Here is a 25,640-nt window from a genome sequence, read left to right as displayed (position 1 = left end):
GCCATGCTGCGCTTCCTCGGCAACCGCCTGCTGCAATCGCTCGTCGTCCTCCTCGGCGTCTCCGCAATCGTGTTCTTCTGCCTGTTCCTGGCAGGCGACCCGGCCGCGCTGATGATGTCGCCCGACGCCAGCCGCGCCGAGATCGACACCTTCCGCAAGGCGATGGGCTTCGACGACCCCGTCCTGGCCCAGTATCTGCGCTATCTCGGCAAGGCGCTGACCGGCGATTTCGGCCTGTCGCTGCGCTTCCAGCGACCGGTGCTGGAGCTGGTGCTCGAGCGCCTGCCGGCGACCGCCTTGCTCGCGGTGGCGGCGCTGGCCTGGAGCACGACGCTCGGCTTCGTCTTCGGCGTGGTCGCCGCGATCAAGCCCGGCGGCCTCGTCGACTTCCTGGTGCGCACCGTGGCGCTGGCCGGCCAGGCCGTGCCGGTGTTCTGGCTCGGCCTCGTGCTGATCCTGTTCTTTGCGATGAAATGGCGGCTGCTGCCGACCGGCGGCTATGGCGAGGCGCGCCATCTCATCCTGCCGGCGCTGACGCTCGGCGCCTATTACACCAGCGCGGTGACGCGCCTCGTGCGTGCGAGCCTGATCGACGTGATGGGCGAGGACTATATCCGCACCGCCCGCGCCAAGGGCCTTTCGCCCGGCCGCGTCATCATCGGCCATGCGCTGCGCAACGCGCTGATCCCGGTGCTCACGGTGCAGGCGATGTATTTCGCCGCCCTGCTCGGCGGCGCGCTCGTCACCGAGATCATCTTCGCCTGGCCCGGCATCGGCCGGCTGGCAGTGCAGGCGATCCAAAACCGCGATTTCCCGCTGGTGCAGGCGGTGGTGCTGCTGGCCTCGACCGTGTTCGTGCTGGCGAACCTCATGGTCGATATCGCCTATGTGCTGCTGAACCCGAGGATCAGGCTGTGACCGGGCCGGAGACGATCGCGCGCCTCCGCGGCAGCACGCTCGAGCTGCTGGCGGAATGGACGCCGATCCGCTCCTTCGCCGGCAACGAGGCCGGGTTGAAGGTGATGGCGCAGACCCTCGTCGCCCATCTGCGCGACGATCTCGGTGCGACCATCATCGCAGACGGCCTGAAGCTCGATCCGCCGGTCGTCCATGCCCGGATCGAACGCGGCGCGCCCGTCACCATCCTGCTCTACAATATGTATGACGTGATGCCGGCCACGCCCGAGGGCTGGAGCGTCGATCCCTTCATCGGCGGCGTGATCGAAGGCCCCAAAGGCCCGCGCTATGTCGCGCGCGGGGCGGAGAACAACAAAGGGCCGATGGCGGCGATGCTGGTCGCGCTCGGCCATCTCATCGCGACTTCCGGCCTCGATGCCAATATCGAGATCCTGCTCGAAGGCCAGGAAGAGACCGGCAGCGCTGCGCTCAGGCGTTACCTGACCGCTCAGGACACGCCGGTGCGCCGGGCTTCGACGGCGCTCTTTCCGTCCTTCTGCGAATATGGCGGCGGGCCGCCGCGGATCTATTTCGGCTTCAAGGGCCTGGCGCAGGGCAGGATTGCAGTTGAGAGCGGCGCATGGGGCGGGCCGGTGAAGCCTTGCCACGCCTCGAATTCGCCCTGGATCGCCAACCCGATCTGGGAGCTCGCCGAGGCGCTCGCCGGCCTCGGCGGCGGCTCGCGGGGAGCCGTCGCCATCCCCGCCCCACTCGCGCCCGTGCTCGACGAACTCGCGGCCGCCTTCGATCCGCAGGCCGAACTCGCCTTCCGCGCCACCAGCCGCTTCTCCCGCGACGGCACGCCGCGCGAATTGCTGCAGCATGTGCTGACAGCGGCCCATCTCAATCTGGCGGAGATCTCGTCGTCTCCGCTGGGCGGGCGCAGCGTCATCCCGACGGGCGCGAGCGCGCGCTTCGACATGCGCCTGCCGGCCGGGCTCGATCCGGCTGACGAGATCGCCCGCCTCGTCCGGGATTGTGCACCGGCCTTGCTTTCGCTCGACGACGCCTATCCCGGCTGCTGGTTCGATCCCGCCGCGCTCGGCTTCGCCGAACTCGCTTGGAGCTACCGGGCGCTCGACGCAAACCCGCAATCCTGGCCCTGGGCCATCGGCGCAGCGCCAGCCTATGCCTTCACCGGGGTCAGCGACGCCTTCATCATCGGCGGGCTCGGCCATGGCGGCCATGCCCATGGCCCCGACGAATTCGTCGAGCTTTCCGGCATCGACCGCTTCATCCAGTCGCTGCTGCTCTGGCTGCCGGCGATCGCGGCCAAGGGCCGATCATGAACCACACCATCACCATCCGGAGTATCTCGCGATGACACCCGACGATTTCCCGCGCGTCGAACTCGGCTTTTTCCCGACGCCGATCGACGAATTGCCGAACCTCTCGACTGAAGCCGGCATCACGCTCCGAATGAAGCGCGACGACTATTCCGGCTTCGGCGGCGGTGGCAACAAGGTGCGCAAGCTTGAGTTCCTGCTCGCCGACGCGCTGGCCAAGAAGGCCGGCGTGCTGATCACCACCGGCGGACACCAGTCCAACCATGCCCGCATGGTCGCAGCCGCAGCGCGGCGCTTCGGCATGGAAGCCGTGCTGGTGCTGCGCGGCAACCCGCCGACCGAGTATCAAGGCAATCTCCTGCTCGACCGCCTCTTGGGTGCGACGCTCGAATTCCTCGAGCCGACAGCCTATTTCACCCAGGTCGATCCGCGCATGGCCGCCCATGCGCAAGCGGCGGAAGCCGCCGGCAAGACTGCCTATGTCATCCCGCTCGGCGGGGCGAACCCGCTCGGCGCGCTCGGCTATGTCCGCGCCGTCGAGGAGATGTCGCGCCAGCTCGACGCAGCCGGGCGCCAGCCGCCCGACATCGTCGCAGCGCCCGCCGGCTCCGGCGGCACGCTGGCGGGCCTCTATGTCGGCATCCGCCGGTACTGGCCCAAGACCCGGATCGTCGGCATCAGCGTCAGCCGCGACGCCGCCTGGTTCCAGGAACGCATCGCCGGCATGGCCAATGATTGCGCCGCGCTGCTCGGCTGGCCGCAGGATTTCAAGCCGGCCGATATCTGGATCGAGGACGGCTTTGTCGGCTCTGCCTATGGCGTGCCGAGCCCGGGCGGCATCGCCACGATCAACCGCGTCGCCCAGAGCGACGGCGTGCTGCTCGACCCGGTCTATACCGGCAAGGCGATGGACGGCGTGCTCGCGCTGGCGGCAAGCGGCAAGATCCCCGCCGGCAGCGATGTGCTCTTCGTGCATTGCGGCGGCAGCCCGGCGCTCTACCCCTTCGCCAAGGTGCTGACCGAGGCGCCGGAAGCCTTGCCAGCATGAGTCTTGCCGACACGAGTCCTGCCGGCATGAGCCTGCCCGGGCTCGATCGTGCGGCGGTGATCGCGGCCGGCGGCGCGGATTTCGGCCTCGCGCTGGCCGATGTCCGCGACGCCTTCGCGCTGCTGCGCGCGGGCGAGGCCGAGATGCCGGCCGAGACCTCGGTTGCGCTCGGCGCGCCGGATCTGCCCGGCCGGGCCTATGCCCTGCCCGCCTCGCTCGGCGGCCGCTTTCAGGCCGCAGGCGTGAAATGGACGGCGCATCGGCCGGCACCCGGCGACGGGCAGCCGATGATCACCTCCTCCACCATCGTCAATGATCGCCGGAGCGGGCTGCCGCTCGGCATCGTCGAGAGCGCGCTGCTGACCGCGATGCGCACCGCCGCGGTCTCGGCGCTGGCGCTGGAGAGCTTGATGCCGGTGCCGCTGCGCAGCGCTGCGGTGCTCGGCGCCGGCTTCCATGCCCGCACGCATCTGGAGATGCTGGCGGCGCTGCATCCGGGGCTGGAGCGCGTCCTGATCTGGAATCGCACCCGTTCCAAAGCCGAGGCGCTGGCGGCGCGGAGCTGGCCCTTCCCCGTCGCGGTAGCCGCGAGCCCGGAGGAGGCTGCGCGCTGCGACGCCGTCCTGACTTGCACCAATGCCAAGGAGCCTATCCTCGACGCTGCCGCGCTGAGACCCGGCCGGCTGGTCGTCCAGGTCGGCTATCACGAGGTTTCCTTCGAGGTGATCGACAAGGCCGACCATGTCGTGGTCGATCTCTGGGGCGAGTTCCGGCTGAAGAGCGCCAAGAGCCTGTTCCAGATGCATCGCGCCGGCCGCTTCCCCGAGGAGCGCGTCGCCGCCGATCTCGGGACAGTGCTTGCCGGCGGCTTTACGCCGACGCCCGGCAGCCTCGTCTATCTCTCGAGCTTTGGGCTCAACATCTTCGACATCGCGCTCGCCGCCCGCGTCATTGCCACGGCGGGGGCTTCGAATTCAGCGCCAACCACGCATCAGGACAGGAGCGACTGGCCATGGCTGTGACGATCGACGCCAAGGCCATCCAGGCACGGCTCGGCGAAGCCGGGCTCGTCCTCGTCGATGTGCGCGGCATCGAAGTCTGGCACGAGGCCAGCCTGCCCGGTGCCATCCATCTCAACGTCTACGACTACTTCATCCCGCAAAGCGACGAGGCCGGCATCGCCTCGCTTGCTGCGGCCACCGAGGCGGCGTTCGAGAGCTTGAAGCTGTTCGAGGCGAAGACCGTCGTCTTCTTCGAGGAGGACACCGGCATGATCTCGCCGCGCGGCCTCTGGTTCCATGAATTCCTTGGACTCGAAGGCGGTTTGATCCTCGATGGCGGCATCAAGGCCTGGCGCGCGGCTGGCCTCACAATCGAGCCCGGCAAGGGTCCGGCTGCGATCATCGCCCCGGCAGAAGAAGGCGCCGCGCCGAGCCGCCCGTTCCGGCGCGAGCTGATCGCCTCGATCGATGAAACCGGCCAGGCTGCAATGCTGCTCGATGTGCGCCGGCGCAGCGAGTTCACCGGCGAATTCGTCCATCCCTGCTGCGCTCGCGCCGGCCGCATCCCCGGCTGCAGTCACATCTTCTGGGAGGACCTGATCGAGGGTGGGGCCTATCGTACACCCGCCGAGGTCGCCGCACTCGCCCTCAAGGCGGGTTTGCGCAAGGATCAGCCGATCGTGACCTATTGCCATCGCGGCGCGCGGGCGGCGACCGCGCTCTACGCGCTCAGGCAAGCGGGCTTCGAGGATGTCCGCGTCTTCGTCGGATCCTGGCACGAATGGGCCGGGCGCAACGACTTGCCGATAGCGAGCGGCGCATAAAGCCGTGCCTCGGTTTCAAAGCGTGGGAAGCGAGGGCTGCAGCGATCTCGGCGTCCGCGAAACCGGCAGCAGGAATGCGCCCGAAACCGCATGACATGCGGAAGGCTCGCAAACCATGCCCAGCTCTGGGGGGCTTTGCGTTTTACTGGTCCGGGGCCCACACCTCATCCCTGCCCTTCTCCTTACAGGAGAAGGGTTCCCCGCGCCTTTCGCCACAACCCTTGCTCCCGTCATTTCCAAGGCTCTAGGATCAGCCGACATCGCGGCGGCGCTCTATTCGCGACCATTCCATCTGCTCAAACGGAAGGTTCCAAGCATGAGGCGTCGTACATTTCTTGGCGCCGCGGCCGGTGCCGCCGTCTCCGCGCTCGCGAAGCCCAGCCTTGCACAGCCGGCGAAGGTGCTGAAATTCGTGCCTGAGTCGGATGTTGCGATTGTCGACCCGGTCTGGACGACCGCGACGGTGACGCGCAACCACGGCTATCTCGTCTTCGATACGCTCTACGGGCAGACCAGCGACTATAATATCGAGCCGCAGATGGTGGCCGGCCATACGATCGAGGATGACGGCAAGCTGTGGCGGCTGACTTTGCGCGAGGGCTTGCGTTTCCACGACGGCGAGCCGGTGCGCGCGCAGGATGTCGTGCCGAGCGTGCGCCGCTTCGCCGCCCGCGACGCCTTCGGTCGCGCCTTGATGGATGCGACTGACGAGCTGTCGGCTGAATCGGACCGCGTCGTGAAATTCCGCCTGAAACGGCCTTTCCCGTTGCTGCCGGCTGCGCTCGGCAAGACCGGAACCTCCATGCCGTGCATCATGCCGGAACGCTTCGCGGTCACCGATCCCAATAAGCAGGTGACGGAGATGGTCGGCAGCGGCCCGTTCCGCTTCAAGGCCGACGAGCGGGTTTCCGGCGCGCTGACGGTCTATGAGAAGTTCAGCGGCTACGTCCCACGGCCGGGCGGCTCCGCCAGCTTTACCGCAGGTCCCAAGCACGTCTTCTTCGACCGCGTCGAATGGCGCATCATGCCCGACCCTTCGACGGCGGCTAATGCACTCAGCGCCGGCGAAATCGATTGGTGGCAGAACCCGACACCGGACCTGCTGGGTGTGCTGAAGCGCAAGGCTGGGGTCAAGATCGAAGGGCTCGATCCGGCTGGCGGCATCGGCTGCCTGCGCTTCAACTGCCTGCATCCGCCTTTCGACAATCCCGCCATCCGGCGGGCCCTGCTCGGCGCCATCGACCAGGTCGAATACATGACTGCGGTCGCCGGCGACGAACGCTCGATGTGGAAGGACCATGTCGGCGTCTTCAGCCCCGACACGCCGCTGGCGACGACGGCCGGAACCGAGGTCCTGGTCGGCAAGCGGGATTTCGAGAAGGTCAAACGCGAACTCGCGGCGGCCGGCTACAAGGGCGAGCGCGTGGTGATGCTCGATCCGACCGATTATCCCTCGACCCATGCGCTGGCGATGGTGGCGGCCGATGCGCTGCAGAAATGCGGCATGAACGTGGATCTGGTCTCGAGCGACTGGGGCACCGTGGTCCAGCGCCGCGCCAGCCGGCAGCCCACCGACAAGGGCGGCTGGAATATCTTCTTCACCTATCTGAACGGCACCAACAATTTCGATCCGGCGAGCCAGCTCGGCATCCGCGGCAATGGCGACCAGGCCTGGTTCGGCTGGCCGAAATCGCAGCGCCTGGAAGAGCTGCGCGCCGAGTGGTTCGTCGCCAAGGATCTTGCGGCCCAGAAGGCAATCTGCGCCGAGATCCAGAAACAGTTCTTCACCGACGTGCCCTATATCCCGCTCGGCGCCTATTACGAGAAGACGGCCTATCGCGGGCTGACCGGCATGCGCAACGGTTTCGCCCAGTTCTACGACGTGAAGCCGGCGTGAGGCAGCTCCCTATGCGTATCGCTGTCCTGCAATTCGCCCATGAGACCGTCACCTTCCTCCCCAACGACACGACGCGGGAGGATTTCATCTATCCGGGCTCCCCAGTGAGCGGCGAGGCGCTGCTCGCCACCGATCCGAAGGGCTATATGGGCGGCTTCGTACAGGTCGCGCGCGAATATGCCGATGTCGAGCTGATCGGCATCACCTCCCCGCTCTGGCCGCGCACCGGCACGGGATCGGGTTGGATCACCCGGGATGCCTACGAGCATTTCCTCGGCATCATGATCGCGGAACTGAAGGCGCAGCAGAGCCTCGACGGCGTCTATCTGGCGCTTCACGGAGCATTGGCGGTGCGCGGCGTGCCGCGCCCCGAAGCCGATATCGCGCGGCGCGTCCGCGAGGTGGTCGGCAGGCAAGTCTTCATCTCCGCGACCTTCGATCCCCATGGCAATGAGGACGAGGCGTTTCTGCAGCAGGCCGACATGGCCTTCACCGTCAAATACTTCCCCCATTACGACATGCACCTGCAGGGCGAGCGCGCGGCGCGCATGCTGGTCAGGGCGATCCGCGGCAGCTTCAAACCGTTGCATCGCACGGTCCGGATTCCGATCATCGCGCCGACCGTCGTGATGTGGACCGGCGCCTCGCCCTGGTCCGACCTCATCCAGCGGGCGCTGATCTGGGAGGCGCGGGAGCCCGATGTCTTCGTCAATGTGTTCTTCGGCTTTCCCTGGTCGGACGTGCCCGATGCCGGGATGGGGCTCCAGGTCCTGACCAATAACGACCCGGCCCTTGCCGACCGCGTCATCCGCGACATGGCGGAATGGACCTGGCGGCGGCGCGAGGCGCTGCTCAATACCGTCAAGATCCACACGATGAAGCAGGGCGTCGCACTGGCTCGCGAGGCCGTGACATCAGGCAAAGCCCCCGTCGTGCTCGCCGATTATAGCGACCGCTCGGGCTACGCGACCTGGCTGCTGCAGGCGATCATCACTGACAGGCTCGAACGGACCCTGATCGCCACGATCGCCTCGCCCGACATCATTCGTTCGATGCTGGCGGCCGGCGCCAAGCCGGGCGATGCGTTCGACGCGGAGATCGGCGGCCTGTTCGATGAATCGGCCGGCGAGCCCGTCCGCATCTCCGGGACGATACGCTATCTCAGCCATGCCACGACGGCACGAGGCACTGGCAATGAATGGATCTGCGTCGGTTTCGGCAAGGGCAATGTCGTGGTGCTGAGCCCCTATCTCGTCCAGATCATGGAGCCGTCGGAGCTCTGGCAGCTCGGCTTCAAGCCTGATGAATTCGATGTGATCGCGATCAAGTCGCGCGTGCATTTCCGCCGGGGCTTCGACGACAGCGGTTTTGCCCCGACGCTCCTTCTGGTCGAACCACCGCAACCGTTCATGGGCACGGTGCATCTCCAGGCGCTGCCCTACGAACATCTTACGCTGATGGACTATTATCCCTACGGCAACCCAAGCTTTCCGCCGGCGGATTGGGGCTAGTCCGAAAAGTGGGACCCGGCTTTCAGAGCAAACCGATGCATAATCAAAGCTCCAGAGCGTGATAACCTTGCCGTCATTGCGAGCGCAGCGAAGCAACCCAGGGGACGTAGAGCGAGACCTCCTGGATTGCTTCGCTGCGCTCGCAATGACGGTAGTCGTCACGCAACTGGTCAAGGGGTCGACACCTCATCCCTGCCCTTCTCCTTACAGGAGAATGGTTCCCCACGCCTTTCGCCACAGCCGCGACGCCTCTTCACCTTCTCCCGGATGGGGGAAGGTGGCCCGGAGGGCCGGATGAGGGTGTGCCCTCTCAATAGAAGGCGCTGCGGCGCAGTTGCGCCCCAACAATCAGCCGCACACCCTCATCCCTGCCCTTCTCCCATCCGGGAGAAGGGTTCCCCGCGCCTAGTTGAAATCATCAGAGTCCAGCTGTCTGGTCCCCGCACATCGACCGGCATAAAGAACATTTTTCTCCGGCATGTCGAAATTTGGAAGCGCGCCCTTGCGCGTGCCGCCATGGACTTCAGCTGCATCGAAATCGTAAAACCCCACAGCTGTTCTTTTTTAAGAACGATCTGGAGTCGCTCTCATGCCGATATCGTTCGCTCGTATCAGCACTGCCTTTCGGTCTTTGGCCGTGGTCGCCGCGCTGGGGCTTGCCGGCCCGTCGCTTGCGGCCGGGCAGATCACGGTCGGCGTCGGCGACAACATCCTCGGCCTCGACCCGACCGATCTCAATGACTCGGTCTCGCTCTCGGCCAGCCGGCTTTTCTTCCAGGGGCTCTATGGCTTCGACCGCGAGCTGAAGCTTGTTCCGGTGCTGGCCGAGAGCAGCGAGGTCAACAGCGACTCGACCCAGTACACCGTCCACCTGCGGCGCGACGTCAAATTCCACGACGGCACATCCTTCGATGCCGCCGCGGTCAAGCTGAACTACGACCGGCTGCGCGACCCGGCCAACCATCTCAAGCGCCAGAGCCTGCTGGAAGCCGTCGACAAGGTCGAGGTCGTCGATGAATTCACCATCCGTCTCGTCCTGAAGGCGCCATCGGGCGTGCTGCTCAACTATCTCGCCCATACCGGGGCTTCCATCCTGAGCCCCAAGGCCATCGCGCAATACGGGGCCGAGCTATCGCGCCATCCGGTCGGCACCGGTCCCTTTGTCTTCACCAGCTGGACGCCCGACACGCTCAAGGCCGCGCGCAACCCGCAATACTGGCGTCAGGGCCTGCCGCGCCTCGACGGCGTCACGATCCGCAGCGTGCCCGAAAGCGGCGCAAGGCTGGCCCTGCTGCGTTCGGGCGAAGCGCAGTTCGTGTTTCCGCTGCCGCCCGAGACGGTGCAGCTCATCGAGCGCGACGAGCGCCTCGCCATCGACAAGACGCCGTCGATCGTGATCCAGTATGTCGCTCTCAACACCCGCAAGAAGCCGTTCGACGATCCGCGCGTCAGGCAGGCCCTGAACTACGCGATCGACAAGACGGCTTTCATCAAGGTCGTCTATAACGGCTTCGGCATCCCCATGGATGCGCCGGTGGCGCCGGGAATCGCCTTCTACAGCAAGCAGGGTGTCTGGCCTTATGATCCCGCCAAGGCCAGGCAATTGCTGGCGGAAGCGGGCTATCCGAACGGATTCGAGACCGAGATCTGGAATTTCAGCAACACGCTGAACAACCGGGCCTCGCAGTTCCTGCAGCAGCAGCTCGCCGTCGTCGGCGTGAAGGTCGCGGTCAATCCGCTCGAGGCCGGCGTCGCGACCACGCGGCTCTGGGGCGCCAAGACCCCGGAGGAAGCCGAGGTGCGCATGTTCTTCGGCAGCTGGGCGCCTTCGACCGGTGACGCCGACTGGGCGCTGCGGCCGCTGCTGTCGAGCCGCAGCTATCCGCCGGCGCTCTATAATCTGGCCTATTTCAAGAACGACGCGGTCGATGCAGCGCTTCTGAAGGGGCTGTCCACCGCCGATCCCGCGGAGCGCAAGACCGCCTATGACGCAGCCCAGAAAGTGGTCTGGCAAGAGGCGCCTTGGATCTTCCTCTCGGTCAACACGCTGGTGGCCGGTCGCGACAAGCGCCTGACAGGTCTCACCCAGCAGCCCGATACGGCGCTGACCTATGAGGAAGCAGACCTGAAATAGGTGCTGCTCCCCATGGCCGAGCCGGAACTGCTCGACGTTCAGGATCTCTCTGTCAGCTTTCCCGACGACAGAGGCCGCACAACCGTGGTTCGCAGCCTTGGGCTGACGGTCAGGCCGGGCGAGACCGTGGCGCTGGTGGGTGAGTCAGGCTCCGGCAAGTCCGTCGCCTCGCTGGCGATCACCCGGCTTCTCGACTATGGGCCCGGCCGGATCGATACGGGCCGCATCCTCTATCGCGATAATGACGGCAAGGTCCGCGACCTCGCGCAGGAAGATGCGGAGACGATGCGGGGGCTGCGCGGCCCCGAGATCGCCATGGTGTTCCAGCAGCCGATGAGTTCGCTCAACCCGGTCATGCGGATCGGCGACCAGATCGCCGAGGCCATCGTGCAGCACCGCCAGCTCGACTGGACGGCGGCTCTCGCCGAGGCGCAGCGCCTGCTCGAGCGTGTCCGCATCCCCGATGCAAACCGGCAGTTGCGCTCCTATCCGTTCGAGATTTCGGGCGGCATGCGGCAGCGCGCGATGATCGCCATCGCGCTGGCGAGCCAGCCGCGGCTTCTCATCGCGGACGAGCCGACGACGGCTCTCGACGTGACGGTTCAGGCGCAGGTGCTGCGCCTGCTGCGCGAACTCCAGCGCGACCTCGGCACCGGCCTGCTCTTCATCACCCATGACATGGGCGTCGTCGCCGAACTCGCCGACCGCGTCGTGGTGATGCGTGCCGGCGAACGTCTCGAAGAGGGCGAGGTCGGCGCGCTCTTCGCCACGCCTTCCCACCCCTATACGCGCAGCCTGCTCGCCGCCGTGCCGGTGCTCGGCAGCCTCAATGACGAGGCCCTGCCGGTGCCGTTCCCGGAACCGCCTGCGCCGACCGGGCCGCAGGATACCGTGGCAGCCGCAGCGCCGGTGCTGGAGGTGCGCGATCTCGTCACGCGCTTCGACATCAGGGGCATGTTGGGCCGCGTCCGGGCCCGGGTCCACGCCGTCGAGCAGGTGAGCCTCGAGATCCGCCCCGGCGAGACGCTCGCGCTGGTCGGCGAGAGCGGCTGCGGCAAGAGCACGCTCGGGCGCAGCATCGTGCGTCTCGAAGAGCCGTCCTCGGGGCGCATCCTGTTCCGGGGCCAGGATGTTCTCGCCGCGGCCGCCAACAGCGCTGCAGACAGCGCGATGCGGCGCGGCATCCAATATGTCTTCCAGGATCCGTTCAGCGCGCTCGATCCGCGTCTCACGGTCGGCTTCTCCGTGGCGGAGCCGATACGCACTCATGGCCTCCTCGAGGGCACGGCCGTCATCCGCCGGGTCGAGGAGCTGCTCGAACTCGTCGGCCTCCCGCGCGCCTTCGTCTCGCGCTATCCTCACGAGCTCTCCGGCGGCCAGTGCCAGCGCGTCGGGATCGCGCGTGCGCTGGCCTCGGAGCCGCGATTGATCATCGCCGACGAGGCGGTCGCGGCGCTCGACGTGTCGATCCGCGCGCAGATCGTCAACCTGTTGATGGATTTGCAGCGAAAGCTCGGCCTCGCCTGCCTGTTCATCTCCCACGACATGGCGGTGGTCGAGCGGATAAGCCACCGTGTCGCGGTGATGTATCTCGGGCAGATCGTCGAAATCGGACCACGTCAGGCGGTGCTCGCCTCGCCACAGCACGCCTATACGCGTCGCTTGCTCAACGCCGTGCCGGTTCCCGATCCCTCGCGTCATCGCGAGGAGGTCGCGATCGACGACAGCGAAGTGCCAAGCCCGCTGCGGGCATTGGACGACGTGCCGGAGGTGGCCCCGCTGGTTCAGGTCGGGCCCGAGCATTATGTCGCCCGGCACCGCGTGGGAGGTCTCTATTGAGGACAATGCGATGCGCGCTGTGCTGAACGCCCAGCTGAACGTCCTTGCGAAGAGTGAGAGCCGATGCCCGTCTTCTTCCTGAAGCGGCTCATCGGCGCGGTGCCGGTGCTGTTTGCCGTGTCGCTGTTCGTATTCGGCTTCGTCAGGCTGCTGCCGGGCGATCCGGCGCGGCTGGTGGCCGGCGCGGATGCGACGGAACAGGAGGTGGCATCCGCGCGCGAAGCGCTCGGGCTCGACCGGCCGATCTGGCAGCAGTACCTGCGTTACGCCGGAGCGACCCTTCACGGCGATTTCGGCATCTCGAGCCGCACGCATGAGCCGGTGATCGCGGTTATCGGGGCGCGCTTCCTGCCGACCCTGTGGCTCACTCTGGCAGCGATGGGGTGGGCAACCCTGACGGGAGGCCTGCTCGGCGTCTGGGCCGGGGTCAAACGCGGGCGATGGCAGGACCAGGCGGCCATGCTGGTGGCGATCGGCGGCCTGTCCTTTCCCGGCTTTTGGCTCGGGCTGCTGCTGATCGATCTGTTTTCAGTGCACCTCGGCTGGCTGCCGACCGGTGGCTATGACGGATGGCGTTCGCTGCTCATGCCCTCCTTCACGCTCGGCGTCGGAGTGGCTGCGGTGCTTGCCCGCTTCACGCGCTCGGCCTTCGTCGATGTCGCCGGCGAAGATTTTGTCCGCACGGCGCGCAGCAAGGGCCTGACCGAACGCCGCGTGATCTGGCGCCACGCGGCGCGCAACGCCTTGATCCCGGTCGTGACCCTGACGGGGCTGGAATTCGGGACGCTGCTGGGCGGCGCGATCGTGGTCGAGACGGTGTTCGCCTGGCCGGGCCTGGGCCGTCTGCTCGTCGACAGCATCTCCTTCCGCGACTACCCCGTGATCCAGGCGCTGATCCTGCTCCTGTCCGCCGAGTTCGTGCTGATAAACCTCGTGGTCGACCTCCTCTACGGCGTGCTGAACCCTGCGATCCGGTTGCGATCATGACAGCGCCCGCCATCCGCTCGCCTGCTCGGGAATTCTGGCGGCGTTTTCGCCGCAGGCACACAGCGCTTCTGGCCGCCGCCATCATTGCTCTCATCGTCTTTGCAGCGGCGTTCGCGCCGTATATCGCGCCTTACGATCCGGCGACCGCCGACTACGATGCGCTCCTGCAAGCCCCGACCTGGGCCCATCTTGCCGGAACCGACTCCTATGGCCGCGACATCCTCAGCCGGATCATCTGGGGAGGCCGTGTCTCACTGGCGGTGGGCTTGATCTCGGCCTTTGCCGGCGGCTTCATCGGCACGATCATGGGGCTTGTCAGCGGTTGGAGCGGCGGCTGGGTCGACGCTTTGCTGATGCGGCTATGCGACGTGCTGTTCGCCTTTCCCGGTCTCCTGCTGGCCATCGCCGTGGTGGCGCTGCTGGGGCCAGGAGTGGGGAATGTCATCTGGGCGGTGGCCGTGTTCAGCGTGCCGGTTTTCGCCCGGCTCGTCCGCGGCAGCACCTTGGTGCTGAAGCAGACCCAGTATGTTCAGGCGGCCCGCAGCATCGGCGTGTCCAGGTTCAGGCTGATCCTTCACCATATCCTGCCCGGAGCCCTGCCGGCCGTGATCGTCTATATGAGCCTGCGCATCGGCTCGGCGATCCTCGTCGGTGCGGCGCTGTCCTTCATTGGGCTGGGGGCGCAACCGCCAAGCTCCGAATGGGGCGCCATGCTGGCGGATGGGCGCAGCTACCTCGGTGTCGCCGATCACCTGACCCTGTTTCCGGGCCTCGCCATTTTCGTCGTCGTCCTCTGCTTCAACATCCTCGGCGACGGCCTGCGCGATGCCCTGAACCAGAAGCTGCAATGAGGGTCGATCGTCTGGTCGACGATTTGGTACGGCTGAGGGCGGCCCTTACCGTTTAGGCTTCGCCAGAGTCCAAACGCCTCGCAGCTGCCGGGGGGCTATTCCCGAACTGCGAGGCGAGGAGGTCCCCTATCCCGGTTTTCATACCGCGGGGGAAAGCGGCCGTCAGGCCGCCTTCTTGGCCGCGTCGAACGGGATCTCGACATCGACGGCGAGCGTCGAATATTGCGCACCGCGCTCCATCTTCACGGTGACCTTGTCGTGATCGATCTGCATGTGCATCGAGATGGCGCGCAGGATTTCGTCCCGCAGCTTGGACACCAGGTCGGAATCACCAACCGCCGCGCGCTCATGGGCGAGGAGAACCTTCAATCGCTCGCGGGCGGCCGGGGCCGACTGGGTGCGGGAGAACAGGCGACGCAAATTCATGCCGCTTTCCTTCCGAAGATCTTGCCGAAGAAGCCGCGCTTTTCGCCCGGAATCATGATCGGCAGGTTTTCACCCTTGAGCCGGCGCGCCGCCTCGAAATAGGCGATCGACGGCGCGCTGCGATCATCGGCCAGGGTGACGGGAGAGCCGAGATTGGATGCGCGCAGCACATCCATGCTTTCCGGGATGATGCCGAGCAGCGGGATCGACAGGATTTCGAGGACGTCGTCCACCTTCAGCATGTCGCCACGTTCGGCGCGGGCCGAGTCGTAGCGGGTGAGCAGGAGATGCTTCTCCATATGCTCGCCGTTCTCGGCCTTGAGCGTCTTGGAATCGAGCAGGCCGATGATGCGGTCGGAATCGCGCACCGAGGAGACCTCCGGATTGGTCACGACGATGGCCACGTCGGCATGGCGCATGGCCAGCGTCGCGCCGCGCTCGATACCGGCCGGGCTGTCGCAGATGACCCAATCGAAGACGCTCTTCAGGGCATTGACGACCTTCTCGACGCCCTCAGGCGTGAGATTGTCCTTGTCGCGCGTCTGGGAGGCCGGCAGCAGGTAAAGCGTCTCGACCCGCTTGTCGCGGATGAGCGCCTGCGTCAGCTTGGCTTCGCCCTGGATCACGTTGACGAGGTCATAGACCACCCTTCTTTCGGCGCCCATGACGAGATCGAGATTGCGCAGGCCGACATCGAAATCCACGACCACGACCTTGTCGCCGCTCTTTGCAAGAGCAGCCCCCAGCGCCGCGGAGGACGTCGTTTTGCCAACGCCGCCTTTGCCGGATGTGACCACGATGACTTTGCCCATAGACCTCTCCTGTTTGTAGTGACGCGACGTGAGCGATTCTAAAAGTTGAGAGCATTGCTCATGCGAAAAGCCGGTACCCACTTTCGCGCAATGCTCTAGGCGAGCGATCCGACCTTGAACGTTTCGCCTTCGAGCCAGATCTGGACGGCCTTGCCGCGCGTTTCGGGTTCCATGTCCTCGGCCGTCTTGTAGAAGCCGTCGATGGCGAGGAGTTCCGCTTCGAGCTTGCTGCAGAAGATGCGCGCGGACGCGTTGCCCATCGTGCCGGCCAGCGCTCGTCCCCGGAGCGTGCCGTAGATATGGATCGAACCTCCCGCGACGACTTCCGCGCCGGATGCGACCGATCCGATGACGGTGACGTCGCCCTCGGGAAAGAACAGCGACTGACCCGAGCGTACGGGCTGGGTCACGATGATCGAAGGCGTGGTCTTGATTGGCAGCGGGTCGGAGCGAATGATGCTCTCGGACACGACGGCTTCCTTGATTGGCTCAGCGACCGGCGCTTCGATGTCCGATGTCGAGCGCCCGCCTGATATCGCGGGCGGCAGATCCGCGCCGAGCAATGAGGTGCGCGCGCCTTCAATGCCCATGATTCGCACGTTGCGAGCGCATAGCTCGCTGACAAGATCGCGGAGCTGCGAACGGTCGAGCTCGATGCCTTCGATATCGAGCACCACCGGCCGCCTCAGGAAGAACCCGGCGGACAGCGCAGCCAGCTCATCGAGCCGCACCAGCCAGTCCTCGAGGGGCAGCTCGGGGGTCAGCGTGAGCGCAAGGTAGGAGCGCCCCTTGAGGCGGATCGGCCTGGGTTTCGTTAACACGGCGGTCATCTTGGTAAATTTTCGGTAGCCCCGGTGTATCGGGCGAATGGTTAACAGATGGTAAATCGCCGGGGCGCGCCGACGGTAATGAGCCGCCTTTGACAGCGGATGAGGCGTGGCAAGGGGCGCAAGTTTTCAACCAGTCGGGCAGCAAAACCCGCTGACATTGAAGGCATCCGCGGGGCGCCGAAAACGCTCATTGCCAGGGCCTGAAATCGTTCGCGGCAGCGTTTGACCGCGCGGCCCATGCTAGGCATCGCGGCCCAACGGGATCGGCAATGCGAAGGCGAATGCGACCACATCCGCGTGGCTTGCTGTCGATCGCGAGATCGCGGAACCGGCGGTCATGCCGCAGCGAGCGCGAACGGCCCGGATATGTTTCGGTTACCGGAAGACTTGGGTCAGATGAAGACTTGGGTCGGATGAAGGCTTGGGTCAGATGAAGACTTGGGTCCGATCATGCGATCGGCGGTCGAGGCCTGCCGTGGAATTTATCAGAGGGCTTACGGGCGCCGAAGAGTTCAAGCTCCTGACCAGAACTTCATCGTCATCCGCTTCGATCGATGTCACGGGCTAAAGCGACAATGCCGCTTCGCACCATTGATAGCAGGGTGCGGCGTCCTCCGCCGCACCCTGCCTTTCTCGCGTCACGCCTTGAACCCTAGTAGCCCTCAGCCCTTCTTTGGCGGGGAGGCGGGCCAGCTTTTGATCAGGGTGTCGTAATCGATCGTCTCACCTTTCGGCTTCTCGTTGGCGAGCTTGCGCTGGGGCGCCAGCGTGCCGGCCTTCTCCGCCTTGGCGAACCATTCCTCGGCTGTGGTGCGCGGGTTCAGCTTGGGGCCGCAATCGCCCTGCACGCCCGAGCGCTCGAGCCGCTCCATCACCGAATCCTGAGCGGCGGCGAGGGCGTCCATCGCCGCCTGCGGCGTCTTTGCCCCCGAGGAGGCGTCGCCGATATTCTGCCACCAGAGCTGGGCGAGGCGCGGATAGTCCGGCACGTTGTTGCCGGTCGGGGTCCACTGCACGCGCGCCGGCGAGCGGTAGAACTCGACCAAGCCACCGAGTGCGGGCGCGCGCTCGGTGAAGCTCTTGTCCCAGATATCGGTCTCGCGGATGAAGGTGAGGCCGACATGGCTCTTCTTCAGGCTGACCGTCTTGGAGACGATGAACTGCAGATAGAGCCAGGCCGCCTTGCGGCGCTCGACCGGGGTCGAGTTCAGCAGGGTCGCCGAGCCGGCGTCCTGGTAGCCGAGCTTCATCCCGTCCTTCCAGTAGGCACCCTTGGGCGAGGGCGCCATCCGCCATTTCGGCTTGCCGTCCGAGCTCATCACCGGCAGGCCGGGCTTGACCATGTCGGCGGTGAAAGCCGTGTACCAGAAGATCTGCTGGGCGATCGTGCCCTGCGCCGGCACCGGCCCGGACTCGCCGAAGGTCATGCCTTGCGCCTGCGGCGGGGCGTATTTCTTCAGCCAGTCGACATATTTGACGATCGAGTAGACCGCCGCGGGGCCGTTCGTGTCGCCGCCGCGTTCGACCGCCGAGCCGACCGGGCGGCAGCCTTCCATGCGGATGCCCCATTCATCAACCGGCAGGCCGTTCGGGATGCCCTTGTCGCCATTGCCGGCCATGGAGAGCCAAGCGTCGGTGAAGCGCCAGCCGAGCGAGGGATCCTTCTTGCCATAGTCCATATGGCCGAAGATCTTGGTGCCGTCGATTTCCTTGACATCGTTGGTGAAGAACTCGGCGATGTCCTCATAGGCAGACCAGTTCACGGGAACGCCGAGGTCGTAGCCGTATTTGGCCTTGAACTTTTCCTTCAGGTCGGCGCGCTGAAACCAGTCATAGCGGAACCAGTAGAGGTTCGCGAACTGCTGGACCGGCAGCTGGTAGAGCTTGCCGTCCGGTCCGGTGCCGAAGGACTTGCCGATGAAGTCGTCGATGTCGAGGCCGGGATTGGTGACGTCCTTGCCCGGCCCGGCCATCCAGTCGGTCAGGTTGGTCGCCTGCTTGTAGCGGAAATGCGTGCCGATCAGATCGGAATCGTTGATCCAGCCATCATAGATGTTCTTGCCGGACTGCATCTGCGTCTGAATCTTCTCGACCACGTCGCCTTCCTGGATCAGGTCGTGCGTCAGCTTGATGCCGGTGATCTCGCTGAAGGCCTTGGCCAGCACCTTGGCCTCGTATTCATGGGTGGTGATCGTCTCCGAGACGATGTTGATCTCCATGCCGGCGAAGGGTTTCGCCGCGTTGATGAACCATTCCATCTCCTTGAGCTGGGCGGCCTTGTCCAGGGTCGAGGGCTGGAACTCGCTGTCGATCCATTTGCGCGCCTCCTCGGGGCCGGCCATGGCGGGTCCGGCGGCAAGCGTCAGCGCAAACAGGCTGGCGCCGGCCATGCGGCGAAGATTCGTCCTGAGCGTCGTCATCGTTATCCTCCGGTGCTTTTATGCGTTGCCGTCCCTTTTCGGGTTCGGTCGTTTCTTGTTGTTGGGCCCATCCTCACACCCAGCGGAACACCGCCGCGGCATAGAGGAGCGCAAGGCCGGAAGCCCACCCCAGGCCCGGACCGACGAGGCCGAGCCAGGCGAGGTGAATGAAGGCGCTGCCAAGCAGCGAGATGAAGAGCCTGTCGCCACGGGTGGTGGCGATGCGCAGCGCGCCGACGCGCTCGGTCTCGGGGCGCCAGATCGCCAGCAGCGTCAGCAGGACGAGAAGCGAGGCGATACCGGCGAAGAACAGGCCGGTCTGCCAGGTCCAGGCCATCCAGGCGAGATCCATCACACCCTCCCCAGGGCGAAGCCCTTGGCGATGTAGTTGCGCACGAACCAGATCACGAGCGCGCCGGGGATCAGCGTCAACACGCCGGCCGCCGCGAGCACGCCCCAGTCCATGCCGGCGGCCGAGACGGTGCGCGTCATGGTGGCCGCGATCGGCTTGGCGCTGACGCTGGTCAGGGTGCGCGCCAGCAGGAGCTCGACCCAGGAGAACATGAAGCAGAAGAAGGCCGCGACGCCGACGCCAGAGGCGATCAGCGGCAGGAAGATCTTCACGAAGAAGCGCGGGAAGGAATAGCCGTCGATCGCCGCCGTTTCGTCAATCTCGCGCGGCACGCCGGACATGAAGCCCTCGAGGATCCAGACCGCGAGCGGCACGTTGAACAGGCAATGCGCCAGCGCCACGGCCCAGGGCGTGTCGAACAAGCCGATCGCCGAATAGAGGTTGAAGAAGGGCAGCGCGAACACCGCCGGTGGCGCCATCCGGTTCGAGAGCAGCCAGAAGAACAGATGCTTGTCACCGAGGAAACGGTAGCGCGAGAAGGCGTAAGCCGCCGGCAGGGCGAAGGAAATCGAGAGCAGCGTGTTCAGCGCCACGTATTTCAGCGAGTTGAGATAGCCGTTGTACCAGCTCGGGTCAGTGAAGATCTTGCGGTAATTGTCGAAGGTGAAGACCTGCGGCCAGAGCGTCAGCGCGTTGGTGATCTCGGTGTTGGTCTTGAAGCTCATGTTGACGAGCCAGTAGATCGGCAGCATCAGCCCGACGAGGTAGAGAACGAGAATGAGGCGGCCGCCGCGCATCAGGCTCTCCCCCCGTTCGCGTCGGCGTTGGCGTCGGCCGCGGTCATGACCGTGTAGAAAACCCAGCACACGGCCAGGATGATCAGGTTGTAGACGATCGAGAGCGCCGCAGCCTTGCCGAGGTCGAACTGCCCGAGCGCGAGCTTGACCAGTTCGATCGACAGGAAGGTGGTGGAATTGCCCGGGCCGCCGCCGGTGACGACGAAGGGCTCGGTATAGATCATGAAGGAATCCATGAAGCGCAGCAGAACGGCGATGAGCAGGACGCGGCTCATCTTCGGTAACTGGATGGTGCGGAACACGGCCCAGCGCGAGGCGCCGTCGATGCGGGCGGCCTGGTAGTAGGCGTCGGGGATCGACTTGAGGCCGGCATAGCAGAGCAGCGCCACCAGCGAGGTCCAGTGCCACACATCCATGATGATGATGGTGAACCATGCCGCGAGCGGGTCGGAAACATAGTTGTAGCGGATGCCGAGTCCGTTCACGGCCGCGCCGAACAGGCCGATGTCGCCGCGGGCGAAGATCTGCCAGATCGTGCCGACCACGTTCCACGGGATCAGCAGCGGCAGCGCCATCAGCACCAGCGTCACCGAGACCTGCCAGCCCTCGCGCGGCATCGACAGCGCCACGACGAAGCCGAGCGGAATCTGGATGGCCAGGATGATTCCCGAGAAGGCGAGGTTGCGCCAGAGCGAGTCGTAGAAGCGCGAGCCGAGGTCGCTCTTGGGATCGAGCAATTCGGAAAACCAGCCGACGCCGTTCCAGAAGAACTGGTTGTTGCCGAAGGAATCCTGCATCGAATAATTGACCACGGTCATCAGCGGGATCACGGCCGAGAAGGCCACGATCAGCAGCACCGGCAGCACCAGGAACCAGGCCTTCTGGTTGACGGGCTTGCGCATGCTCAGACACCCTCCGTGGCCGGCGAGGCGGCATGCAGGGGGTCGCCCTTCACGAGATGCCCGTCGCAATAGATGTGGATCTGTTTCGAATCGAGGGCGAGCGAGGCCGCGTCGCCGTCGAAACTCGCCTCCTCCGGCACTGTCGCCGCCATCGCCAGGCCGTCGAGCTCGACGCGGGCGATGCGAACGCGGCCGATATCGTCGATCCGGCGGATCCGCACCGGCAAACCCTCGCCGCGCGGACGCAGGAGCGCATATTCCGGCCGGATGCCGAGCTCGATCCGGCCGGCGGCGAGCGCGGGGTAGGCCCGCACCAGCGGGATCGTCTGGCCGGCGACGCTGGCGAACGCGCCCGAAACCGCGCAGGGCAGAACATTCATGCCCGGCGAGCCGATGAAATGGCCGACGAAGGTGTGGGCCGGATGCTGGAACAATTCCTCCGGCGTGCCGGTCTGGACCACGCCGCCCTCATGCATGACCACGACCGTGTCGGCGAAGGTCAGCGCCTCGGTCTGGTCATGGGTGACGTAGATCATGGTCAGATCGAGCTTGCGATGCAGTTCCTTCAGCATCGAGCGCAGCTGCCATTTCAGATGCGGGTCGATCACCGTCAGCGGCTCATCGAACAGGATCGCCGCCACATCGGGGCGCACCAGCCCGCGCCCGAGTGAGATTTTCTGCTTGGCGTCGGCGCCGAGATGGCTCGCCTTGCGATCAAGCACCCCGGTCAGGTCGAGCAGGCCGGCGATCTCGGCGACGCGGGCCTCTATCAGCTTGCGCTCGACGCCGCGATTCTTCAGCGGAAAGGCCAGGTTCTCGCGCACCGTCATGGTGTCGTAGACGACCGGGAACTGGAAGACCTGGGCGATGTTGCGCGCCTCGGTCGGCAGCCGCGTGATGTCGACGCCGTCGAACAGGATGCGCCCGCGCGTCGGCACGACGAGGCCCGAAATGATGTTGAGCAGGGTGGTCTTGCCGCAGCCGGACGGACCGAGCAAGGCATAGGCCCCGCCCTGGCGCCAGACATGGTCGACTTCGGTCAGGGCATAGTCCTGCGGACCCTGTGGATTGGGCTTGTAGGCATGGGCGAGCTTGTCGAGCGTGATCTGGGCCATGGCGCTCTCACGCGGCCTTCGCGACAGCGCTGGCGGCAAGCGCCCCGCTCTCGTCGAACAGGAAGATGCGGCGCGGATCGAGCCAGGCCGTCACGGCCGAGCCCGGCTCCAGCCGGCGCACGCCCGGGACCAGCGCGACGAGACGATGCGCGCCAAGATCGAGATGGACATAGCTTTCCGAGCCGGTGATCTCGGAAACCGAAACGGTGGCGGAGAGCGCGATAGCCGGAGCCGGCAAAGGATCGAGCGCCAGATGATGGGCGCGGAAACCGATGCTGTAGCGCCCGTCGGGCACGGCGGCGAAGGCGCCGGCGGCCGGCACGCTCGCTCCGGTGGCAAGCGTGACCTCGCCGCCCTGCTTGCGCCCGGACAGGACGTTCAGCGGCGGATCGGAGAAGACCTGCGCCGTCACCAGGTCATGCGGCTGGCGATAGACCTGCGCGGTCGGGCCGAACTGCGTCACCTTGCCCTGGAACAGGGTCGCGGTCGCGCCGCCGAGCAGAAGCGCCTCGCTCGGCTCGGTGGTGGCGTAGACGAAGATCGCGCCAGATTCGGCGAAGATGCGCGGCAGTTCCTCGCGCAGTTCCTCGCGCAGCTTGTAGTCGAGATTGGCGAGCGGCTCGTCGAGCAGGACCAACTCGGCCCGCTTCACCAAGGCGCGCGCGATCGCGGTGCGCTGCTGCTGGCCGCCCGAGAGTTCCAGCGGCTTGCGCTGCAGATAGGGCTCGAGCCTGAGCAGGCCAGCGGCGGCCCTGACCCGTGCCGCGATCTCGTCGGCCCCGAGCCGGGCGACCCGTAGAGGCGAGGCGATGTTCTCGTAGACGCTCAGCGAGGGGTAGTTGATGAACTGCTGGTAGACCATGGCGACATCGCGCTTCTGCACCGGCAGCCCGGTGACGTCGCGCCCGCCGACGAGGACGCGGCCGGTCGTCGGCGCGTCGAGCCCGGCCATCAGCCGCATCAGGGAGGTCTTGCCCGCGAGCGTCGCGCCGAGCAGGACGTTGAGCGAGCCCTTCGGCAGCGTCAGCGAGATGCCGCTGAGCAGATCCTGCCCGCCACGCGCCAGTCCGACATTGTCCAGCACCAAGCTCATCAGCGCGGCTCCGCTTGCAGGGACATGGCCGGCGCTCTGGCGGCTTGCGCCGCCATGTGTTCGGCGAGTGCCCGTTCCTGCTCGGCCGAAAAGCGCAGGCCAAGCTTGCTGCGTCGGAACAGCACATCCTGGGACGAGAGCGCCCATTCCTGCGTCATCAGCCAGGAGACCTCACGCTCGGTCAAGTCGGCGCCGAAGACGCGGCCGAGATCGGCCATCGCGCTGGCGCCTTCGAGCAGCGCTTCGGCGCGCGTACCGTAAGCCCGGGCGAGCCGCCGCGCCAGTTTGCTCGGGAGCCAGGGGCGCGCGGCGGCGATCTTCTCGACCAGCGCTTCGAAGCCCTCAACCGGGAAGTCGCCACCTGGCAGCGAGGCATTCGCCGTCCAGGGCGGCGCCCGCAGCGCCGCCACGGCTGCGGAAAGCTTTTCGACCGCGGCCTCGGCGAGACGGCGCGAGGTGGTGATCTTGCCACCGAAGACCGAGAGCAGCGGCGCCTGCTCCTCGGGCGCATCGAGCGTCAAGACATAGTCGCGGGTCGCTTCCTGCGCCTTGGAGGCTCCGTCGTCATAGAGCGGGCGCACCCCTGAATAGGTCCAGACCACCTGCTCGGGTGTGATCGAGACGCGAAAATAGTCGTTCGCCGCCGCGCAGAGATAGGCGATCTCGTCTGGGCTGGCCGCAACCTCGGCCGGATCGCCCTCATAATCCTTGTCGGTGGTGCCGATCAAAGTCAGATCGCCCTCATAAGGGATGGCGAAGATGATCCGGCCGTCTGCGTTCTGGAAGATATAGCAACGCTCGTGCTCGAACAGGCGCGGCACGACGATATGGCTGCCCTGCACCAGCCTGACGGCGGCCGGGCGGGTGCTGGACACGACGTCGTTCAGCACATCGGCAACCCAGGGACCGGCGGCATTGACGAGCGCGCGCGCCCGGGTCGTCACCTCGGCACCATCGGGACCGTGCGAGGCGATCAGCCAATGCCCAGCCTCGCGGCGCGCAGCGACGACTTTTGTGCGCGGGAGGATGGTCGCACCATGGTCGGCCGCATCGCGCGCGTTGAGCACGACCAGGCGCGAATCCTCGACCCAGCAATCGGAATATTCGAAGGCGCGGGTGAAGCGCGGCTTCAGCGCGCGGCCCGCGGCGTCGCGGCTGAGGTCGAGCGAACGGGCGGCCGGCAGCAGGCGGCGGCCGCCGAGATGATCATAGAGGAAGAGGCCGAGCCGGAGCAGCCAGGCGGGGCGCAAGCCCGCATGATGTGGCAGCACGAACCGCAATGGCCAGACGATATGGGGCGCTGCCCGCCACATCACCTCGCGCTCCGCCAGCGCCTCGCGCACCAGCCGGAACTCGTAATGTTCGAGATAGCGCAGTCCGCCATGGATCAGCTTGGTCGAGGCCGAGGAGGTGGCGCCGGCGAGATCGCCCTGCTCGAACAGCACGACGGAAGCGCCGCGCCCGGCCGCATCGCGCGCGATGCTGCAGCCATTCACCCCGCCGCCGATGATGGCGATGTCGAAGACCGGACCCGTCACGCATTTCCTCCAGGCAGGCGGCTTCAGCGCCTTTCCTGAATCGAAGGCTAGTCAGTGTTTTTGTTGCGAGCAATGGCAAAACGAAAGTGAAAGTGAAAATTCAGCCTTCGGTTTCGGTCGGCGCATCTGGCCCGGCGGTCTCGACCACGGAAATCCCGGCGCCACGGCACAGTTCGCGCAGAGGGGCGGAGGTCAGGCGGTCTGTGACGAAGACGTCGATATCGCGCAGATGGCCGATGCGGATCGGGGCGGAGCGCTCGAGCTTGAGGCTGTCGGCGACGAGCAGGCATTGACGGGCGTTTTCGATGATCGCCTGCGAGACGCGGACCTCGCGATAGTCGAAATCGAGCAGGGCCCCGTCCGGGTCTATCGCCGAGGTGCCGATCACGGCGTAGTCGACCTTGAACTGGCGGATCAGATCGACCGCGGCCGCGCCGACGACACCGCCATCGGAGCGCCGCACCGGCCCGCCCGCGACGATGACCTCGATGCGAGGATGCGGATAGAGCAAGGTCGCGACATGCAGGTTGTTGGTGATGACGAGCAGGCCGCGATGGTCGGCGAGCGCGCGAGCGACCTCCTCCGTGGTGGTGCCGATATTGATGAAGAGCGAGGCGTCGTTGGGGATCAATGCCGCAGCGGCGCGGCCGATCGCGATCTTCTCGTCACGGGCGATGAACCGCCGGGCCTCATAGGCGAGGTTCTCGACGCTGGAGGCGACAACCGCGCCGCCATGAACACGCGACATGATGCGCTGCTCGCAGAGCTGGTTGAGATCCTTGCGGATGGTCTGAGCGCTGACTTCGTAGCGCGCCGCCAATTCCTCGACAGCGACGCGCCCCTGGCTGCGCGCCAGCGTCACGATTTCGCGCTGACGTGGCGTGATGGTCTCCATGGCGGGCTCCGGTTGGCGAGCGGCAGGCTGGCGGCAAGGAGGGTCGGCGTCAATGCTGCACGGCTCCCTCAGGGGAGGTGACGTCTGCGGCATCGCGCCGAGGCGTTACGGGATCTGGCGCGGAT

22 protein-coding genes are annotated in these 25,640 nt (G+C 66.0%); 11 read left to right on the top strand and 11 right to left on the bottom strand.

Annotation, left to right across the window (positions count from 1 at the left end; translation table 11 throughout):
- The first annotated feature begins 3 nt into the window (after nucleotides 1-3).
- The 11 genes from BHK69_RS06500 (at nucleotide 4) to BHK69_RS06450 (ending at nucleotide 14,335) form a co-directional block, all read left to right on the top strand.
- Nucleotides 4-918 carry an ABC transporter permease gene (locus BHK69_RS06500; protein ID WP_069689385.1) on the top strand — a complete coding sequence of 305 codons (915 nt, stop codon included), beginning with the start codon at nucleotides 4-6 and terminating at the stop codon, nucleotides 916-918.
- Nucleotides 915-2,246 (top strand): M20/M25/M40 family metallo-hydrolase, encoded by a 1,332-nt coding sequence (locus BHK69_RS06495; protein WP_199579051.1) that lies wholly within the window; start codon nucleotides 915-917, stop codon nucleotides 2,244-2,246. The genes BHK69_RS06500 and BHK69_RS06495 overlap by 4 nt, the downstream gene beginning before the upstream one ends.
- A gap of 31 nt (nucleotides 2,247-2,277) precedes the next feature.
- Complete coding sequence (locus BHK69_RS06490) at nucleotides 2,278-3,291, top strand: 1-aminocyclopropane-1-carboxylate deaminase/D-cysteine desulfhydrase (protein WP_069689384.1); 1,014 nt, start codon at nucleotides 2,278-2,280, stop codon at nucleotides 3,289-3,291.
- Nucleotides 3,288-4,313, top strand: coding sequence for an ornithine cyclodeaminase family protein (locus BHK69_RS06485; RefSeq protein ID WP_199579047.1), 1,026 nt, complete (start codon nucleotides 3,288-3,290; stop codon nucleotides 4,311-4,313). The genes BHK69_RS06490 and BHK69_RS06485 overlap by 4 nt, the downstream gene beginning before the upstream one ends.
- Nucleotides 4,304-5,116, top strand: a complete 813-nt coding sequence (locus tag BHK69_RS06480; protein WP_069689382.1) for a sulfurtransferase — start codon at nucleotides 4,304-4,306, stop codon at nucleotides 5,114-5,116. Before BHK69_RS06485 ends, BHK69_RS06480 begins: the two co-directional genes overlap by 10 nt.
- A gap of 316 nt (nucleotides 5,117-5,432) precedes the next feature.
- Nucleotides 5,433-7,013, top strand: coding sequence for an ABC transporter substrate-binding protein (locus tag BHK69_RS06475; RefSeq protein ID WP_069689381.1), 1,581 nt, complete (start codon nucleotides 5,433-5,435; stop codon nucleotides 7,011-7,013).
- An 11-nt stretch (nucleotides 7,014-7,024) separates the two neighbouring features.
- On the top strand, nucleotides 7,025-8,524 hold the full coding sequence (locus tag BHK69_RS06470; protein ID WP_069689380.1) for a M81 family metallopeptidase: 1,500 nt from the start codon (nucleotides 7,025-7,027) through the stop codon (nucleotides 8,522-8,524).
- A 589-nt stretch (nucleotides 8,525-9,113) separates the two neighbouring features.
- Nucleotides 9,114-10,658 carry a glutathione ABC transporter substrate-binding protein gene (locus tag BHK69_RS06465; RefSeq protein ID WP_069689379.1) on the top strand — a complete coding sequence of 515 codons (1,545 nt, stop codon included), beginning with the start codon at nucleotides 9,114-9,116 and terminating at the stop codon, nucleotides 10,656-10,658.
- A 12-nt stretch (nucleotides 10,659-10,670) separates the two neighbouring features.
- The gene (locus BHK69_RS06460) at nucleotides 10,671-12,497 is read left to right on the top strand and encodes an ABC transporter ATP-binding protein (RefSeq protein WP_069689378.1); all 1,827 of its coding nucleotides are present in this window, start codon (nucleotides 10,671-10,673) and stop codon (nucleotides 12,495-12,497) included.
- Nucleotides 12,498-12,560: 63 nt separating this feature from the next.
- Complete coding sequence (locus BHK69_RS06455) at nucleotides 12,561-13,484, top strand: ABC transporter permease subunit (protein ID WP_069689377.1); 924 nt, start codon at nucleotides 12,561-12,563, stop codon at nucleotides 13,482-13,484.
- On the top strand, nucleotides 13,481-14,335 hold the full coding sequence (locus tag BHK69_RS06450) for an ABC transporter permease (RefSeq protein ID WP_069689376.1): 855 nt from the start codon (nucleotides 13,481-13,483) through the stop codon (nucleotides 14,333-14,335). Before BHK69_RS06455 ends, BHK69_RS06450 begins: the two co-directional genes overlap by 4 nt.
- Before the next feature lie 162 nt (nucleotides 14,336-14,497).
- Here the strand turns inward: BHK69_RS06450 and minE are convergent, their stop codons facing one another.
- The 11 genes from minE to BHK69_RS06395 all read right to left on the bottom strand — a co-directional run bounded on the left by minE (nucleotide 14,498) and on the right by BHK69_RS06395 (nucleotide 25,515).
- Nucleotides 14,498-14,761 carry a cell division topological specificity factor MinE gene (gene minE, locus BHK69_RS06445; protein ID WP_069689375.1) on the bottom strand — a complete coding sequence of 88 codons (264 nt, stop codon included), beginning with the start codon at nucleotides 14,759-14,761 and terminating at the stop codon, nucleotides 14,498-14,500.
- Entirely contained in the window at nucleotides 14,758-15,573 is an 816-nt protein-coding gene (gene minD, locus BHK69_RS06440) for a septum site-determining protein MinD (RefSeq protein ID WP_069689374.1), read from the bottom strand. The genes minE and minD overlap by 4 nt, the downstream gene beginning before the upstream one ends.
- A gap of 95 nt (nucleotides 15,574-15,668) precedes the next feature.
- The gene (gene minC, locus BHK69_RS06435; RefSeq protein WP_069689373.1) at nucleotides 15,669-16,403 is read right to left on the bottom strand and encodes a septum site-determining protein MinC; all 735 of its coding nucleotides are present in this window, start codon (nucleotides 16,401-16,403) and stop codon (nucleotides 15,669-15,671) included.
- Between the two features lie 662 nt (nucleotides 16,404-17,065).
- Complete coding sequence (locus BHK69_RS06430; RefSeq protein WP_069689372.1) at nucleotides 17,066-18,823, bottom strand: ABC transporter substrate-binding protein; 1,758 nt, start codon at nucleotides 18,821-18,823, stop codon at nucleotides 17,066-17,068.
- A gap of 73 nt (nucleotides 18,824-18,896) precedes the next feature.
- Nucleotides 18,897-19,175: a DUF2160 domain-containing protein gene (locus tag BHK69_RS06425; RefSeq protein ID WP_069689371.1), complete on the bottom strand. Its 279-nt coding sequence runs from the start codon at nucleotides 19,173-19,175 to the stop codon at nucleotides 18,897-18,899.
- Nucleotides 19,175-19,972: a carbohydrate ABC transporter permease gene (locus BHK69_RS06420; protein WP_066614785.1), complete on the bottom strand. Its 798-nt coding sequence runs from the start codon at nucleotides 19,970-19,972 to the stop codon at nucleotides 19,175-19,177. Before BHK69_RS06420 ends, BHK69_RS06425 begins: the two co-directional genes overlap by 1 nt.
- Complete coding sequence (locus tag BHK69_RS06415) at nucleotides 19,972-20,874, bottom strand: carbohydrate ABC transporter permease (protein WP_069689370.1); 903 nt, start codon at nucleotides 20,872-20,874, stop codon at nucleotides 19,972-19,974. Before BHK69_RS06415 ends, BHK69_RS06420 begins: the two co-directional genes overlap by 1 nt.
- Before the next feature lie 2 nt (nucleotides 20,875-20,876).
- Nucleotides 20,877-21,989 carry an ABC transporter ATP-binding protein gene (locus tag BHK69_RS06410; RefSeq protein ID WP_069689369.1) on the bottom strand — a complete coding sequence of 371 codons (1,113 nt, stop codon included), beginning with the start codon at nucleotides 21,987-21,989 and terminating at the stop codon, nucleotides 20,877-20,879.
- A gap of 7 nt (nucleotides 21,990-21,996) precedes the next feature.
- Complete coding sequence (locus tag BHK69_RS06405; RefSeq protein ID WP_069689368.1) at nucleotides 21,997-23,082, bottom strand: ABC transporter ATP-binding protein; 1,086 nt, start codon at nucleotides 23,080-23,082, stop codon at nucleotides 21,997-21,999.
- A complete protein-coding gene (gene glpD, locus BHK69_RS06400; RefSeq protein WP_069689367.1) occupies nucleotides 23,082-24,620 on the bottom strand; it encodes a glycerol-3-phosphate dehydrogenase in 1,539 nt (512 codons plus the stop codon). The genes BHK69_RS06405 and glpD overlap by 1 nt, the downstream gene beginning before the upstream one ends.
- A gap of 100 nt (nucleotides 24,621-24,720) precedes the next feature.
- Complete coding sequence (locus BHK69_RS06395; protein ID WP_069689366.1) at nucleotides 24,721-25,515, bottom strand: DeoR/GlpR family DNA-binding transcription regulator; 795 nt, start codon at nucleotides 25,513-25,515, stop codon at nucleotides 24,721-24,723.
- Between the last annotated feature and the right edge of the window lie 125 nt (nucleotides 25,516-25,640).

Source organism: Bosea vaviloviae (genome assembly GCF_001741865.1).
Taxonomy (GTDB): Bacteria; Pseudomonadota; Alphaproteobacteria; order Rhizobiales; family Beijerinckiaceae; genus Allobosea; species Allobosea vaviloviae.
Note: the sequence above shows the minus strand (reverse complement) of the source record. Positions and strands in the feature narration are given on the sequence as shown.